Consider the following 16,270-nt stretch of genomic DNA (forward strand, 5'->3'; position numbering starts at 1 on the left):
CCCATCGAGGATGACACTCCATGCCGCCCTATTTGCCTGACACGATGCCCGTTCCGCAGCCCTCGCGCGATGACGCGCCGTTCTGGGACGCCTGCAACGAAAGCCGCCTGATCATTCGCCATTGCACCGATTGCAAGCGCTTCTCTCACCCGCCGATGCCAAGCTGTCCGCACTGCGCGTCTATTCGCATGGGTTGGAAAGAGGTCAGCGGAAACGGCACTGTGTACACGTACACCATCAGCCATCACCCGACACACTCCGCGCTCAAAGGGTCTGGTGCATACAACGTGGCGGTGGTGCTGCTCGATGATGCGGACGACGTGCGGCTAGTGAGCAATGTTGTGGATGTGGCGCCTGAGGACATGAAGATCGGATTGCCGGTCAGCGTGTATTGGGATGCCGTTTCCGGGGGAGTTCAGCTGCCCCGCTTCAAGGCGCGTATCGAATTGAATCAACCTGACAGGGGCGAATCATGAGTTTTCCGACCGCAGATGCACCCAAGCGCTTGCAGCCTTGCATCATCGGCGTTGGCGAGACCGTCTACACCAAACGCGGCGGGCATACCGACCACTCCGAATTCGAACTGTGCCTTGAGGCTATCCGCAATGCGGCCGCCGACGCGGGTATTGAGGCGAGTGCGATTGATGGCTATACCTCGTTTGGGTTCGAGCGACACGAGCCGGTGATGGTCCAGACCGCGCTTGCCGCGCCACGCTTGCGTTTTTCGTCGCTCGCGTGGGGCGGTGGTGGTGGCGGTTGCTCCGCGTCCGTAATGCTCGCCGCCACGGCGGTGGCTACCGGGCAGTGCCAATATGCAGTGGCCTATCGTTCGATCTGTCAGGGGCAGTACGAGCGCTACGGCGAGTACCGCGCGCGGCCGATGTGGGGATCGTACGTCGCACCTTTCGGGCTGATGTCGCCGGCGATGATGATGGCGCTCGTCTATCGGCGCTACCTGGAAGAGTCGGGTATGAACGCCGACCATCTCGCGGAGCTGGCTGTCACCATTCGCGGCAACGCGCAGAAGAACCCGCGAGCGGTGATGCATGGCCGGCCGATGGCACGCGATGACTACTTCGCCGCGCGAATGGTCGCCGACCCGTTCCGGTTGTACGACTGCTGCCTCGAAACCGACGGCGCGTGCGCCGTGATCATCACCTCGGCGGAACTGGCTGAGAAACTGCAACGGCCCGCCGTACCGATACTTGGCGCAGCGCAGGCCAGCGGTGAGCGTTGGACCCTCGGGCCGATGGGTTCGCACAATGTGCCACTTGACACTTACGCGACCATCAATTCCAGAGATGTCGCCGCGGCGCTGTATCAGCAGAGCGGGCTGACGCCGAGCGACATCGACGTCGCGCAGATCTACGACGCCTTCACCGGGTTGATTCCGATGGCACTCGAAGACTACGGCTTCTGCCGTCGCGGCGAGACCGGCGCGTTCATCGAAGCGGGCGAGATTCGTGCCGGCGGCCGGTTGCCGATCAATACATCGGGCGGCCTGTTATCGGAAGCGTACCTGCACGGATTGAACCTGGTGATCGAAGGTGTGCGGCAGATGCGCGGCGAGTCGACTGCGCAGGTCAAGGACGCTCGTCATTGCCTTATCACGAGCGGCGGCGGCGGCGGCCACAAGAGCGGACTGATTCTCGGCCGTCGATAAAACCTACTCTTTATGGATTGGCGATAACCGACATGACCCACGAAATTCGCGCAGAGCTTGCGTTTCACTCCGATACCAAGCTTGGTGAGGGCCCCTTGTGGAACCCCGCCGACAATATGTTGTATTGGATCGACCTGATTGGTAAGCGCCTGTACCGGGGCAGCCCCCAAACCGGCGCAGTTGACTCCAAGTCGCTGCCCTATCGGTGCGCGCGCGTGACACTATGCACCGATGGTTCTTTGCTTTTCTCGTTCACGCGTGGACTCGCATTTGGTAGCTTCGAGAGCGACCATTATGTGCCCTTCGCTGCGAGCGGACTGATCTCGCCGCAGGAGCGTTACAACGATGCTGCGTGCGATTCGCGTGGCCGCCTCTGGACCGGTACCTATGACGTCGATCTCAAGGCACCGCTCGGCGGGATCTATCGTTTCGAGGGCGATCGGGCGTCCTGCGAGGCGACCGGTGTCCGGCTTGCCAACGGGCTGCGCTGGAGTCCAGATGAGCGCACGATGTACTTCGCGGATTCGCGTCCGGGGCAACTGTGGGCGTATGAGTTCGACCTCGACGAAGGGCATGTCGGCAAGCGCAGATTGCTTGTCGACTACACCGACACTGGCGTGAAGCCCGATGGCCTGGCAACCGACACCGACGGCTGTGTATGGATTGCCGAGGTGCACCGTTCGCGGGTGGCGCGCTACACGCCGCAAGGCAAGCTCGATTGCGTAATAGAGGTGCCGACCCGCCGGCCGACTTCGGTGTCGTTTGGCGGTGTCGACCGCAAAACGCTCTACATCACAACGCGAAATGACGGCATGACCGAGGCTGATTTCGCTACCGAACCGCATGCGGGATGCGTGTTCGCGGCGGCTTCGCCCGTGGCGGGTCTGGCCGAGCACGCGTTTCGGGTTTGATCATTTAAGGCTATGGCGTCGCCGGCCCTTATGCAAAGAAAAAGCCTGCTCCCTGTTGATCCAGAGTGATAGCGGGCTCCTTTCGGTGACCGGCAGGGCGGCCGAAGAACAGATGGCCAAGGCGGGATGCTCGGTCGCCAATACCGCCGCCGCCATGTATGCCTACAGCCGGCGCCATCCGAGTGCAACGATCAACTGTTTTCGAGTGAATACTGCCCCATGAAAATCCTGGTAGCTGTCAAACGCGTTGTGGATTACAACGTCAAGGTTCGCGTCAAGGCGGACTATTCCGGCGTCGACCTCGCCAACGTCAAGATGTCGATGAACCCGTTCTGCGAAATCGCCGTGGAAGAAGCAGTACGCCTGAAGGATCTCTCGATAAAAGAAGGGCGCGTTGCCACTGAAATCGTCGTCGTCTCCGTCGGCCCGTCCACCGCCCAAGAGCAACTGCGCACCGCGCTGGCGCTGGGTGCCGACCGCGCCATCCTCGTCGAATCCGCCGAAGATCTGACTTCCCTGGCCGTTGCCAAACTATTGAAAGCAGTTGTCGACAAGGAACAGCCTCAACTGGTGATCCTTGGCAAACAAGCCATCGACAGCGACAACAACCAGACTGGCCAGATGCTCGCTGCACTGAGCGGCTACGGTCAGGGCACGTTCGCGTCCAAAGTCGAAATCAGCGGCGACAGCGTTGCCGTGACTCGCGAAGTCGACGGCGGCGCACAGACGGTTTCCCTGAAACTGCCGGCCATCGTCACCACCGACCTGCGTTTGAACGAGCCGCGCTACGCGTCCCTGCCAAACATCATGAAAGCCAAGAAGAAGCCTCTCGAAGTGCTGACTCCGAACGCTTTGGGCGTTTCCACCGCCTCCACCAACAAGACCGTTAAAGTCGAAGCGCCGGCTGCACGCAGCGCGGGTATCAAGGTCAAGTCGGTGGCTGAACTGGTCGAGAAACTGAAAAACGAAGCGAAGGTAATCTAAATGACTATCTTGGTTATTGCTGAACACGACAACAAAGTGCTGGCCCCGGCCACGCTGAACATCGTTGCTGCTGCCGCGAAAATCGGTGGCGACATCCACGTGCTGGTGGCAGGTCAGGGCGCTGGCGCCGTGGCTGAAGCCGCGGCGAAAATCGCTGGCGTGACTAAAGTGCTGGTGGCCGACAACGCCGCCTACGCTCACCAGCTACCGGAAAACGTAGCGCCATTGGTGGCCGATCTGGGCACTGGCTACAGCCACATCCTGGCTGCTGCCACCTCCAACGGCAAAAACATCCTGCCACGCGTCGCAGCGCAGCTGGACGTCGACCAGATCTCCGAGATCATCTCGGTAGAAAGCGCTGACACTTTCAAGCGTCCGATCTATGCCGGTAACGCCATCGCTACCGTGCAGTCTTCGGCTGCCATCAAAGTGATCACCGTGCGGGCCACCGGTTTCGACCCGGTTGCCGCTGAAGGCGGTTCGGCATCGGTTGAAACCGTTGCTGCTGCTCACGACGCGGGCATTTCCAGCTTTGTCGGCGAAGCACTGGCCAAGTCCGATCGTCCGGAACTGACCGCTGCCAAGATCGTCGTTTCCGGCGGTCGCGGCATGCAGAACGGCGACAACTTCAAACACCTGTATGCCCTGGCTGACAAGCTCGGCGCTGCCGTCGGTGCTTCCCGCGCCGCGGTCGACGCAGGGTTCGTACCCAACGACATGCAGGTCGGTCAGACCGGCAAGATCGTCGCGCCTCAGCTGTACATCGCCGTCGGTATCTCCGGCGCGATCCAGCACCTGGCCGGCATGAAAGACTCCAAAGTGATCGTTGCGATCAACAAGGACGAAGAAGCGCCGATCTTCCAGGTGGCCGATTACGGCCTGGTGGCGGATCTGTTTGAAGCGATACCCGAAATGGCTGCCCTGGCCTGATCACCGACCGACCGGAGCGTTTTCTATGAACAGTATCGATTTTTCAGCCTGGATCGGGCGTCGCCTGGAAAGCCATGAGCGGATCAGCTTCAACCTGGTCAAGCGCATTGCCGCGACGTTGAGCGAAGTGGCGCCTCAGCCCGGCGAACCGCTGCCGCCACTGTGGCACTGGGCGTTCTTTCAGGAGCCGGTCGCCGCCAGCGAACTGGGCGCGGATGGGCATCCCGCACTGGGTGGTTTCCTGCCTCCGGCGTACAACCGCAATCGCATGTGGGCCGGCAGCCGTATCGAGTTCTACCAGCCGTTGAAAGTCGACGCCGAGGTGACCTGTGTCTCGACCGTTCTCAAGGTCGAAGAGAAGCATGGTCGCACCGGGTCGTTGCTGTTTGTCACGGTGCGTCACGAGTATTTCCAGGAGGGCGAGCGTGCCCTGCAGGATGAGCAGGACATCGTCTACCGCGAACCTGCACAGCCCAAACTGAGCGGCACCGAGGCACTGCCCGAGGGCCAGTGGCAGGAACAGGTCGAACCGTCCCCGACCCTGCTGTTTCGCTACTCGGCGGTCACGTTCAACGGCCACCGGATTCATTACGACTGGCCTTACGTCACCGAGACCGAAGGCTATCCCGGCCTGGTGGTGCATGGCCCGTTGATTGCCACCTTGAACCTGCGTGCCTTTACCCGAGCACACCCGACTGCGCGCCTGAAGCGTTTCACCTTCCGCGGCCTGCGCCCGTTGATTTCACCGCAATCTTTCGAAGTGGGCGGACGGTTAACCGACACCGGCAAGGCGCAGGTCTGGGCGGGTAATCAGGAAGGTACTGCGCAGGTCGGAGAAATCGAGTTCAGCGAGGGAGCAACAGCATGAGTACTTCGATTGTTCGCTCGGCCCTGTTCGTCCCGGCCACTCGCCCCGAACGCATCCCCAAAGCCATCGCCAGCGGTGCGGACCGGGTCATCGTCGACCTCGAGGATGCCGTCCAGGAAAATCTCAAGGAACAGGCCAGGAAAAACCTGGAGCGCTTTTTGAGTGAAACCCCGGACGCTCGAGTACTGGTTCGTGTCAATGCGCCAGATCATTGGGCTCACGAGGCAGACCTGGAGCTTTGTCGGCGGCACGCCGGCGTGACCGCGATCTTGCTGCCAAAGGCAGAAAGTGCAGCACAGGTGCTCAATGCAGGCAGCACCGGCAAACCGATCTGGCCGATCATCGAGAGCGCCAAGGGTTTGGCGGCACTCAGCTCGATTGCCAGCACCCAAGGCGTTGAGCGCTTGTCGTTCGGCAGCCTCGATCTAGGCCTGGACCTGAACCTGACCACCGGCAGCCGTGCCGCCGAAGAGGTGCTCAGCCACACCCGCTATGCCGTGTTGCTCTGCACACGGGTTGCCGGCCTGGCTCCGGCGCTGGACGGTGTTTTTCCCTCCATCCAGGACACCGCAGGCCTGCATGATGCCGTTCAATATGCCCGCGACATGGGTTTCGGTGGCGCGTTGTGCATCCATCCGAGCCAAGTAGCAATCATCCATCAGGCGTTAACACCCAGTCCTGAACAGTTGCACTGGGCGCAACGCATTATTGAGGCCGCCAGATCAGGAGAAGGCGTCTTCGTGATGGATGGGGAAATGGTCGATGCCCCCGTCATTGGTCGTGCGCACTCCATTCTGGCGCGCGCGACCTGACTCAACGGCGACGCCTTTGCTTCGAAGCTGCGCATCATTCCCACCTTGCAGGGCGGTGTCATGACTCATGTTTCCAGCCTTACCCATGCCATTTCGATCAACCCCAGCAATGGCGAGCAGATCGGCTACTACCCATTCGAATCCGAGCCGGCACTGGAGGCTGCACTTTCACGCACCTTTACCGGGTTCTCCCTCTGGCGACGTAAACCCGCGGAACAACGCTCACAGTTGTTGATCGCCCTGGCTCAGGCATTACGCGGCAACGCAGAAACGATGGCGAACATGATCATCCTGGAAATGGGCAAACCCACCATTCAGGCACGCGGTGAGATTGAAAAGTGTGCGCAGCTTTGCGAGTGGTATGCCGAACACGGGCCCGCCATGCTGACCGCCGAACCCACGCAGGTTGAAGGTGGGAAGGCGCGCATCGAATATCGCCCGCTCGGTCCGATTCTCGCCGTGATGCCGTGGAACTTCCCCATCTGGCAGGTGCTACGCGGCGCCGTGCCAGCCTTGATCGCCGGCAACACCTACGTCCTCAAGCATGCGCCAAACGTGATGGGCAGCGCCTATCTCCCCCAGGATGCCTTCAAACGCGCCGGCTTTGCCGAAGGCGTTTTCGAAATCATCAATGTCACGCCGGACGGTGTCTCCAGCGCGATCGCTGATCCACGCATCGCCGCGGTGACACTCACCGGCAGCGTGAGAGCCGGCATGGCCATCGGAGCTCAGGCCGGGGCGGCCTTGAAGAAGTGTGTGTTGGAATTGGGCGGTTCCGATCCGTTCATTGTGCTCAACGATGCCGACCTCGACGAAGCCGTCAAAGCCGCCGTGATTGGTCGCTACCAGAACACCGGGCAAGTCTGCGCGGCCGCCAAACGGCTGATTGTCGAGCAAGGCGTTGTCAAGGAATTCACGCGCAAGTTCGTCGAAGCCACCCGCCAGTTGGTCGTCGGCGATCCACTGTCCCCAGACACTTACATAGGCCCCATGGCCCGCTTTGACCTGCGTGATGAACTTGACCGACAGGTCCGCGACACACTGGAGGAAGGCGCGACGTTGTTGATGGGCGGCAGGAAAGCTGATGGTCCTGGGAATTTTTATGAGCCCACGGTGCTCAGTGAGGTTACCGACCAGATGACCTCGTTTAAACAGGAACTCTTTGGCCCGGTGGCCTCGATCATCACCGCGCGCGATGCAACCCATGCGTTGGAACTGGCCAATAACAGCGAATTCGGACTCGCCTCCACCATTTACACACGCAATATCGAGCTAGCCCAGCAGCTGGCGGGCGAGCTTGAAACCGGTGGTGTGTTCATCAATGGCTATTGTGCATCCGACCCACGCGTCACCTTCGGCGGCGTGAAGAAAAGCGGTTTTGGCCGTGAGTTGTCGCATTTCGGGGTGCGGGAATTCTGCAATGCCCAGACTGTGTGGCTAGATCGGCGCTGACCGCATCAATAAGCTTGGGAGCGTTTGCTCCCCGGGCTTTCACAATTATGAACCTATGGTGTCAAGCGTATTCAGCGGAGCCCTAAGAGTGTTCATAGGAGGCATAGCTTGGTCTGGAGGGGTACGTCTCCCCGTCGATAGCAGGCACCTAACCCGACGTACTTCTGTAAGTGGAACGTGGAAATCCCGTATCGCTCCCGTCAGGGAAAGCCGTTTGCAAAAACTGCCCATTGCGGTGCGGGCGAAGGAACGAGGAAAAGCGAACGCCATCCTGTAACGGGCTAGATAGAAGTTGAAATATCACTTCACGCGAAAGCGGGCAGACGTCCTCATGGTCTTTCTTCACAAGAGAGTATGTAGAACCCTTTCAATGGAAGGAGAGGAAATGAACGCAGCAGCATTGGCTGCACCTTCCTGCACGTCGTGGGACGGCATCACCCGCTCTATATTCCGCAAGACAATGCATATGCGAGGGTCGGTTTGTAGTGTGGACAATCGACAACATCTATCTGAAAGTAGCCTAGAGCTGAACGTCTGCTAAGGGTCGATTGACAGGCGGAAATCGGCCATGAGCCGCCGTTAGCAAAGGCGTGAATTTCACTCTGTAGCGTCGATTTTTCATTGCAATTACGAAAATGAAATCAAGCCAACGCTTTTACAGGGCTGACACCGGATTGCGGCTCCTGTACCAAGCAGTCCACCAATCGCTCCATTTTTCGTAATTGCCAACGTTAAAGCAAAGGCTGCTGTTGAATTCCTGCAAGTCCTATCGGAGACTTACCTCACGCATCCCTTTAGCAACGCTTAAATAAGGAAGAAGAAGCATGAAATCACGCTCGCGGAGCATGCTTGAAAAATCTATATCTGCAATGCTCTCAGCCATGGAGATATATAACAAGCCCGACTTTAAGTATCGAGAGGAAAGCTTTTCGATTTTATGCATCAATGCTTGGGAACTGCTGTTGAAAGCAAAGATCCTTAGTCTGTCTAGCAATAAGGTAGCTGCGCTTTATGCGATGGAGTACCGGGCCCTAAAAAACGGCGAAAAATCCAAATTACTAAGACCGAAAACGAATAGAGCTGGCAATCCGATGTCCATCAGCTTATTTGAAGCCTATCGAATAATAACCGAAGACTTTGGAAGCAAGATTGAAAAGCCTATCATCGACAATATAACTGCTCTAACTGAAATCAGGGATAATTCGATACATTTTATTAATGATGACATTATGCTCAGTCTTAAAATACAAGAGCTGGGCAGTGCCTCATTACAAAATTATGCAAATATTGTAAAAAGCTGGCACGGCGACATTCTATCCAGGTATAACTTTTACCTAATGCCCATTTCGTTCTTCAGAGGGTTCGACGAAGCTCCAGGAATCATGCTCAACCCCAAAGAAAAAAAGGTTTTAGAATACATTGGCCAAGCCGAAAAGATGTATGACAACGAAGATATCAGCACTTACAACCTGACACTGAGAGTAGATATAAAATTCCAGAAAGTCAAAAGCGATTCCGCTCTACCGATCCAGCACTCCACAGATAGCAATGCGACAAAAATCATAATAACAGAGTTGGATATCTCTGAAAAATATCCTTGGGATTATGAGATTCTTACAACGCGCCTAGCTCGTCGATTCAAAGAATTCAAGCAAAACAAAAAATACCATACTGTTCGTAAAAAATTGGAGGCAGAAGAAAAATTTGCGCACAAGCGATATCTCAACCTAGGCAGCACGACCGGGGTACCTAAAATCTTTTATAATCCGAATATCCTCAAAGAATTCGATGCACATTACGAAAAAGCTTAGCTTCAGGTAAACAACCACGGCGCTGTCAGGGCGCCGGATTTAGGTTTCAGTTAATAACTCAGCTTATATTCGCGTATCCGTGGATCCTCTCCTCAGCCATAAATCGCAATGCAGCCGGTTTGAATTGCTATCATCGTCAACCACAATCCTCAAGCTCTTCGCCATCAACGTTAGCACTCTAACAACTGGCCGCTTTGGGTTGATTACTGCCCCTTGCGACGAACAGCAATCGGCCAGTTGACGCGGAATCTTTCTCAGTCGACTGTGACTTGAAATGACAAACTACTATTAACCAAAATTGATCAGCAGCACTGGTTGAAATCAGCCAAAAAAGCCATTCAATGTTCTAAGGAGAAATAGCGGGCTCACTAATTGAAAAATTTATCCACCCCGAATAACACATTGGCATTATCTCTATAATTAGATTTGGAGATTATATAACCAACTATGGTGCAGCGAATCATAATACAAAGGTCGTCACTATGACCAGAATGCTTTAACGCAAGGTAAAGATTATTTAGGCCGTCTGTTATTTGATCAGCGGCAGAGCCTTTTTCTAACCGATCAAGCCCCCCTTCATATTTTGATTTTTCTATTCCAGTTCTTCTTATAAAGTTCTGTACATAGCTATATTCACTATGGCTGGCGGCATCCAACTCATACTCAATAACAGCATCCGTCGCCTTATGGATTTGACACAGTGCATTATAAAGTAGACATCCAGTCATCATCAATAAATGATTTGGAGATTCATCAGGTGACAACTTTGATGCGAACATAGCAAGAGCTGTTGTACCATAAGATGTATCTTCAGCTTTATCTAACCAAAATGTAAACTCTTTTGAGCTTGAATGTCCACCCGTAGCTGATTGCCGAAAGCAGTAGCTGGCAAAATCTATATCATAAGGGGTGATACTGCCGCCGCCATTTATTAAGGCGAGATTGTAAGTCGCTGAGGTATGCCCCTCTGAACTTGCTCTTTTAAAATGATCATTTGCATTGTAAAAGTCATTATTCTGTAAAAATACAACTCCTTTAGAATATATCTCCTCAGTTCTCTGAACGGGGCTTTTGAAAAATGGTATATTGAATAAGCTCATGTTGTAAGTTAGTCCTTTGAGAGAGTAATCCCTACTTATTTGATTTGTCCAGCTATCCTGCAATAGCGGCAACCTGATCATCCCATTCGTTCTGATAGAACTACTACCTCTACGCTTCTCTCTGGCTCCAGTAGGACGACGTAAGGATATCATCCAGTTGGGCCTTGCCGTCCACACACCATTTGCGCAAGCGATTTTTCAGTTTCTGAATCGCACCCGAAATCTCAGCACCCCACAGGCTGCTATGGGTCCAGGCTGTGTGAAAACGCATGCACCGTTGTGAAGTCTGCGTTGCTACGTAAAATCTGCCAGAGTTTTGTTGGTCAACAGACCTGAAATTTGTGTAGGAACGCGATTTTCGTTGCGGTTCTGACTGTCAAACTCGCTCTAAAACGTTTTCACACAACCTGGGTCGTTTTAAGCCGGTCGCGACAGGCAGAAATCGGCCAGAAACACTCAATGGGCTATGCGATCGTTGCCATCGGACGTACCCAGAATCGGTGAATGGCTGTTGAGCGACTTCCGTTCTCGTTCTTCATACCTTTGCCACGCTTTTGGGGGCGATCATGGCTGTACAACTGCAGAAATATCTGCCGCCGCAGCCCGAGTCAGCCGTCTCGGCGTTCCAGAAGGGCTTGCCCGGCATGCTCTTGTCGCGTACATCGCGGTAGAACGCGAGTGTCTTGTCCGTACGGCCCAGCCATTCTTCAGAGAGTGCCTGGTTGGCACTTGTCTGGGAACCTTGATCCGCACAGCGCTGCGATACACCCCCGTAATGGTGGTAGGAAAACGCGTCGGCGTCAGTTGTCGAGGTTGCAAGTTCACCTGCTCGCAATGGCTTGTGGGCGTATCCGGCAATGGTTGCCCAATCCGCATACGATTCGCCGACCGAGCCCGGCGCGAGGAGCTTGGTGTCCGGATGCTCCTTGCGCATGAACGCGTCGAAAACCTTGAAGTCACGCCCGTACGCCGCCGCATCGTAGCCATTAGGAGCGCCGCCCATAGCCGCGAGAGTAGGCTCGTTCATGTACTCGACCGCAGCCACCGTTCCGCCATGGGCTTTGGCGAAGTCGAGCCAGCGTCGAGCCTGATCGGGTTGCCAGATTCCGTCGGGCCCACGCGTACCCATGCCTATCGGCATCGACGTGACGATAGGCGCGTTAACTGCATGCGAGAACTCAATCCCGGCCAGCCACTGCTGACGCGTGAGCACACCCCCGTAGCCCTTGGGCGGATTCTTGGGCGGTGTGTCGGTGTCGGCGAAATAGGTTGTGTTGGCCCAGGTGCCGCTGATCCGCATGTAGGCGGGAGCGAGCGCTTGAGCCATCGCTCGCAAGCGTTTATTGGCGAGGTCGAGCGGCGCGCGATATTGGTAGAGGCCAGGATCCATTCCAGACGGCGTATCGCCGGCCTGTGCGTCGCCGCCCGAGGAGGACGCGCCGATTTCGTTATACGGTTTCCAGAATTGGCCACCTGTGACCTCTAGCATCTCGACGTTGTACGACTGATAGCGCTCATCGACGGTACCGACTGCTTTTTCATGGTGCTGGGGGCAAGTCGGTCAGACGTACCCTCCTGCGCCTGGGTCATCAGGGGCATCGCTGCCAAAGCGCTGAGCACAGCACTCGCCAGAACGTTCTTGCTGAATTGGAGCATGATCTACCTCACCTTGTGCGCATTGTGCGGGCCATCGGAGCTGTGCCTTGGTGCCGACGTACACGCATAGTTGCGGCATGCTGTTCATCACAAACAAATTGGCCATTCAGAGTATGCCCGCATCGCTCAGCTCGGAAGCAGGCACCACGGCTTCTCCGGCACTGACCGCCGACAGGCTGCTGTCCTGAAAACACAAAAGGCGCGCTCCTAAGCGTGCGCCTTTTTTGATCACAGTCCCGGATATCCGCAAGCGGGGTCGATGATCTAGAACGATGCCTTACCGATCGATGCACCGCCGTCAACAAAGAGTGTCTGGCCGGTGATGTAGCTGCTCTGCTCGGACATGAGGAATGCAATCGCTGAAGCGATTTCTTCCGGCTGACCGAAGCGGCCCATTGGCACCCCTGACAAGTAACGCTTCTCTCCTTCGCTGCCTGGCGCGTTATTTTCGCGAAATAGTTCTGTCTCTGTCGGGCCCGGCGCGACCGCGTTTACGGTAATCCCCGTAGAGGCCAGTTCTAACGCCCATGTTCGAGTGAAACTGATCAATGCCGCCTTGGCTGCGGCATAAGATGTGCGGTGTGCGATTCCCAGTACCGTCAGGCTAGAGATGTTGATCACTCTGCCCCAACCCCGCTCGCGCATACCGGGCAAAACTGCTTGGGTCGCTTGCAAAGCCGAGTGCAGATTCACCCGTATTACTGCGTCGAAATCGTCCAGGTCAACCTCACCGAGAGGTTGCACACGCGCCAATCCAACGTTGTTGACCAAGCCATCGAATGCATATTTCTGTGTCAGCTCTTTCAGCGCATGCTCTGTCTGTACCCGGTCCCCTAGATCTACAGGAACCAATACGCCTGGAAAGCTTGAGTCATCGGCGTGACGGGCAATACCCACCACCTCATGTCCAGCGGCTGCCAACATCTGCGCGAGTGCGCGACCGATACCCTTGCTGGCGCCCGTGATCAAAAATGTACGTGGAGTCATGTTGAGTACCTTGGGAGTTGGAAAGTTGTTACTCGCAGAAGCGTTAAGTTGCAGTGCGTGTTTCGCTCATCAGGACCGGTCATTTCGCTGACGAAATGACCGGTTCTTTCACCCGATGGCGCGGGGTGACCAAGCTGAACGCGCTGGGCTCAGCTCATCTTCGGCTTGGCAGGCGCGCTCACTGGCAGGCTGCATTGTTGGCACTGGGGACGCTAAGAAACGTAATGCTGGCGGGCTGGAGGGAGAGTTCGCCGCTGGCAGTTGCTAATCCTTCCATTGTTGGAAGGGCATCGTTTGCGCCAAGTTGCAGTGGCGTACGATTCAGCGAGACGGTCTTATCGGTTGGGCTCGCAGCCGCCAGGGTGTAACGGGTTGCTGCGGCCGGGAGGATAAGCGAGTGGGTCTTTTGCTGATCGGTATTGAGGACCAGCATCGCCACACCGCCGGGCACGCCGCGCAGGCAGTGTGCATAAACGTGCATGCCGGCGCGGTTGGCAAACCCTGTGTCAAGGACCGTTGTCCCCATCAGGCGGCGCCACAGTAAGGCGCCCCAGAAATTCGGCTTGGGTTCGAAGGTGTTTTCGTCCAGGAGCCCGTAATCGCTGGCGACCAGTGTGTTATGGAAAACGACGTCCACCTCTTGGCGAGCAAGACGGCCAAGCTGATCGAGGTAGCGGAAGGTGTCCAGGAAGGTGCCGGCCCAAGGGTTGCCGCCGCAGGCCGTGTCCGCCGTCTCGGTGTTCCAGAACGGCTTGCCGGGCATGCTCTTGTCGCGCACATCGCGGTAGTAAGCGAGCGTCTGGTCGGTGCGGCCCAGCCATTCTTCGGAGAGTGCCTGGTCGGGAGTTGTCTGGAAGCCTTGATCCTTACAGCGCTGCGATACACCCCCGTAATGGTGGTAGGAAAACGCGTCGGCGTCAGTTGTCGAGGTTGCAAGTTCACCTGCTGGCAGCGTCGCCTGGTCGCCGTATCCGCCCACGGCGACGGCCCAATCAGCGTACGATTCGCCGACCGAGCCCGGCGCGAGAAGCTTGGTGTCCGGAAATTCCTTGCGCATGAAAGCGTTAAATACCCGGTAGTCACGGCCGAACGCCGCCGCGTCATAACCTTTGGGGGCGCCGCCCATCGCAGCCAACGTGGGCTCATTCATATACTCGACAGCCGCAACGGTTCCGCCATGTGCCTTGGTAAAGGCGAGCCAGCGGCGGGCTTGGTCGGGCCGCCAGAGGCCATCGGGGCCACGGGTGCCGACGCTTGTCGGCATTGAGGTAACAATGGGTGCGTTTACGGCACGCGAGAAGTCGATCCCTGCCAACCACTGTTGGTGTGTAAGCACACCCCCATAGCCCTGGGGCGGTTCCTTTGGCGATGAGTCCGTGTCGGCGAAATAGGTGGTGTTCGCCCAAGTGCCGCTAACCCGCATGTACGCTGGGGCAAGCGCCTGGGCCATGGCGCGCAACCGCTTGTTGGTAAGGTCGAGTGGGGAACGATACTGGTAAAGGCCGGGATCCATTCCTGCGGGTGCATCCCCGCTTTGGGCTTCGCCCTCTGTCCCCGCAGAGGCCGCGGCCTTTTTAATGTCTTCGTACGATTTCCAGAATTTGCCGCCGGTTACCTCAAGCATCTCAACGTTGTAGGACTGATAACGTTCGTCAATCGTGCCGATGCCCTTCATGGTGCTTGGGGTGAGTTGTTCGGACAGTTGGTCCTGCGCCTGGGTCATGTGCGGCATAACCGCTATGGCGATGAGGACAGCACTCGTCAACGTGCTGATTCGAAAATGGGCCATGATGTGTCTCTCCTGAAGCGCACTCAAAAGCGTGCGTTTGTGGTGTGACATGTAGGGGACCGGATGTCTTGATTTCCAGATACTCAACGTCTATATCCCAACGCCAGCGTTCTGCCGAAGGGGGCGTACCGTACTGATATCGAACGCTTCTAAATCAATTATGGTCTCGGCGAGCCTCTTCAAACTACGTCGATGTCAGAGGGAGGCAGGGTGGGTTGGGCGAAATTGAAAATAACGCCAAGGGCTTGCTGGTGCCATCAACGATGCACACTTCCAGCTACCGGCCGAATCAGGTGGTGTTGTCGTTACACTGTGAAAACCAGTCGCGATGAGCTCTCATTCAGCCAGGCACTTTCCACGTCCTGCAATGCCACCGCTTCGGTGGCAATCGAAAGCCCAGCGCTGCCGATTGCACGTAAAACTCCGCCCACCGCTTGGACTAGACCAGCGTTGGAAACGCTACCCAAGCCGCTGCCCATCAGCTCCAGGCCGGAACTGCGCAGCAGTGAGCCGGGCAGACTGATGTTATTGCCGGTCAGCGAGCCTATCTGCACGAATCGAATCCGCGGCTCGCCTAAGTGATTACCTTGTCCGGCAGCCGCATGCAGCAAGCATTCAGCCGAAGGGCCCCAAAGGTAGTCGAGTACTACGTTTACTTTATGGGTATGCAATGCTTCGCGAAACGAGGCTTTCAACTCATCTGCGGGTACGTCGAGAGGGATCAATATGTTGGCGCCCAGTGCAGCTAATCCTTTTACGCTTTGAGCATTGCGGCCGGTGACGATGACCTTTGCCGCGCCAAGGTGTTTTGCAATTTGAATGGCCAAGCGTCCCGACGCGCCGGTTGCGCCGTTAATCAGTACATTTTCGCCAGGAAGAAATTTTGCCCGGTCCAACAGGGCGGTCCATGACGACATGCCGGGGTTGCCGATAGCCGCTGCCGTTACATCATCCACGTCATCGGGGATGTCTACGCAGTTCTCCAGTTGCACAACGCTGGTCTCAGCCATCGAGCCAAACAGTTTTCGCGGAAAGGCGAAGTACACCCGACGCCCGTCGGGTAGCAGGCCCACGCCATCCACGCCTGGAACCAAGGGCAATGTCTTGCCGCTGCTGTAATGACGACCTGACGCTTGGGCCTTGACCAGTTGACTGAGTGCTGCGGCTCGAACCTGGACGAGAGTTTCGCCGGCTTCGGCCGCCGGAGTGGTGAAATCGTCATAACGTGGCGGCGCGTTGGAATCGTGGACTACGGCAGCTTTCATGCGGCAATTCCTAAAGTGTTGGATGCAAGATGTGCGAGCGCA

14 protein-coding genes and 1 pseudogene are annotated in these 16,270 nt (G+C 56.6%); 10 read left to right on the plus strand and 5 right to left on the minus strand.

Translation table 11 applies throughout. The annotated features are described in order from the left end of the window. Positions 1-20: 20 nt before the first annotated feature. From ACA062_RS08885 to ACA062_RS08930, 10 genes and pseudogenes are all read left to right on the plus strand, one after another. Entirely contained in the window at positions 21-476 is a 456-nt protein-coding gene (locus ACA062_RS08885; RefSeq protein WP_497456050.1) for a Zn-ribbon domain-containing OB-fold protein, read from the plus strand. After that, positions 473-1,663 carry a thiolase C-terminal domain-containing protein gene (locus ACA062_RS08890; protein WP_497456051.1) on the plus strand — a complete coding sequence of 397 codons (1,191 nt, stop codon included), beginning with the start codon at positions 473-475 and terminating at the stop codon, positions 1,661-1,663. The genes ACA062_RS08885 and ACA062_RS08890 overlap by 4 nt, the downstream gene beginning before the upstream one ends. Positions 1,664-1,695: 32 nt before the next feature. Then, complete coding sequence (locus tag ACA062_RS08895) at positions 1,696-2,574, plus strand: SMP-30/gluconolactonase/LRE family protein (RefSeq protein ID WP_497456052.1); 879 nt, start codon at positions 1,696-1,698, stop codon at positions 2,572-2,574. 8 nt (positions 2,575-2,582) lie between these two features. Then, positions 2,583-2,743 (plus strand): annotated as a pseudogene (locus ACA062_RS08900) (CoA transferase); the annotation flags it as partial. 50 nt (positions 2,744-2,793) lie between these two features. Then, a complete protein-coding gene (locus tag ACA062_RS08905; protein ID WP_497456053.1) occupies positions 2,794-3,558 on the plus strand; it encodes an electron transfer flavoprotein subunit beta/FixA family protein in 765 nt (254 codons plus the stop codon). Beyond that, positions 3,559-4,488 (plus strand): electron transfer flavoprotein subunit alpha/FixB family protein, encoded by a 930-nt coding sequence (locus ACA062_RS08910; protein WP_497456054.1) that lies wholly within the window; start codon positions 3,559-3,561, stop codon positions 4,486-4,488. It abuts the gene before it with no gap. 25 nt (positions 4,489-4,513) lie between these two features. Continuing rightward, positions 4,514-5,356 carry an HTD2 family dehydratase gene (locus ACA062_RS08915; RefSeq protein ID WP_497456055.1) on the plus strand — a complete coding sequence of 281 codons (843 nt, stop codon included), beginning with the start codon at positions 4,514-4,516 and terminating at the stop codon, positions 5,354-5,356. Next, complete coding sequence (locus ACA062_RS08920) at positions 5,353-6,168, plus strand: HpcH/HpaI aldolase/citrate lyase family protein (protein WP_497456056.1); 816 nt, start codon at positions 5,353-5,355, stop codon at positions 6,166-6,168. The genes ACA062_RS08915 and ACA062_RS08920 overlap by 4 nt, the downstream gene beginning before the upstream one ends. A 60-nt stretch (positions 6,169-6,228) precedes the next feature. Then, a complete protein-coding gene (locus tag ACA062_RS08925) occupies positions 6,229-7,620 on the plus strand; it encodes an aldehyde dehydrogenase family protein (protein ID WP_497456057.1) in 1,392 nt (463 codons plus the stop codon). An 824-nt stretch (positions 7,621-8,444) separates the two neighbouring features. Continuing rightward, positions 8,445-9,431 (plus strand): DUF3644 domain-containing protein, encoded by a 987-nt coding sequence (locus tag ACA062_RS08930; RefSeq protein WP_497456058.1) that lies wholly within the window; start codon positions 8,445-8,447, stop codon positions 9,429-9,431. Between the two features lie 368 nt (positions 9,432-9,799). Here the strand turns inward: ACA062_RS08930 and ACA062_RS08935 are convergent, their stop codons facing one another. The 5 genes from ACA062_RS08935 to ACA062_RS08955 form a co-directional block, all read right to left on the minus strand. Further along, a complete protein-coding gene (locus ACA062_RS08935) occupies positions 9,800-10,531 on the minus strand; it encodes a hypothetical protein (RefSeq protein WP_497456059.1) in 732 nt (243 codons plus the stop codon). Between the two features lie 535 nt (positions 10,532-11,066). After that, positions 11,067-12,020, minus strand: a complete 954-nt coding sequence (locus tag ACA062_RS08940; RefSeq protein ID WP_497456060.1) for a hypothetical protein — start codon at positions 12,018-12,020, stop codon at positions 11,067-11,069. A gap of 431 nt (positions 12,021-12,451) precedes the next feature. Further along, the gene (locus ACA062_RS08945; RefSeq protein ID WP_497456061.1) at positions 12,452-13,174 is read right to left on the minus strand and encodes an SDR family oxidoreductase; all 723 of its coding nucleotides are present in this window, start codon (positions 13,172-13,174) and stop codon (positions 12,452-12,454) included. A 178-nt stretch (positions 13,175-13,352) separates the two neighbouring features. Next, complete coding sequence (locus tag ACA062_RS08950) at positions 13,353-14,963, minus strand: hypothetical protein (protein ID WP_497456062.1); 1,611 nt, start codon at positions 14,961-14,963, stop codon at positions 13,353-13,355. 305 nt (positions 14,964-15,268) lie between these two features. Further along, positions 15,269-16,228 carry a quinone oxidoreductase family protein gene (locus ACA062_RS08955; protein ID WP_497456063.1) on the minus strand — a complete coding sequence of 320 codons (960 nt, stop codon included), beginning with the start codon at positions 16,226-16,228 and terminating at the stop codon, positions 15,269-15,271. Between the last annotated feature and the right edge of the window lie 42 nt (positions 16,229-16,270).

It is taken from the genome of Pseudomonas sp. LBUM1679, from assembly GCF_059695565.1.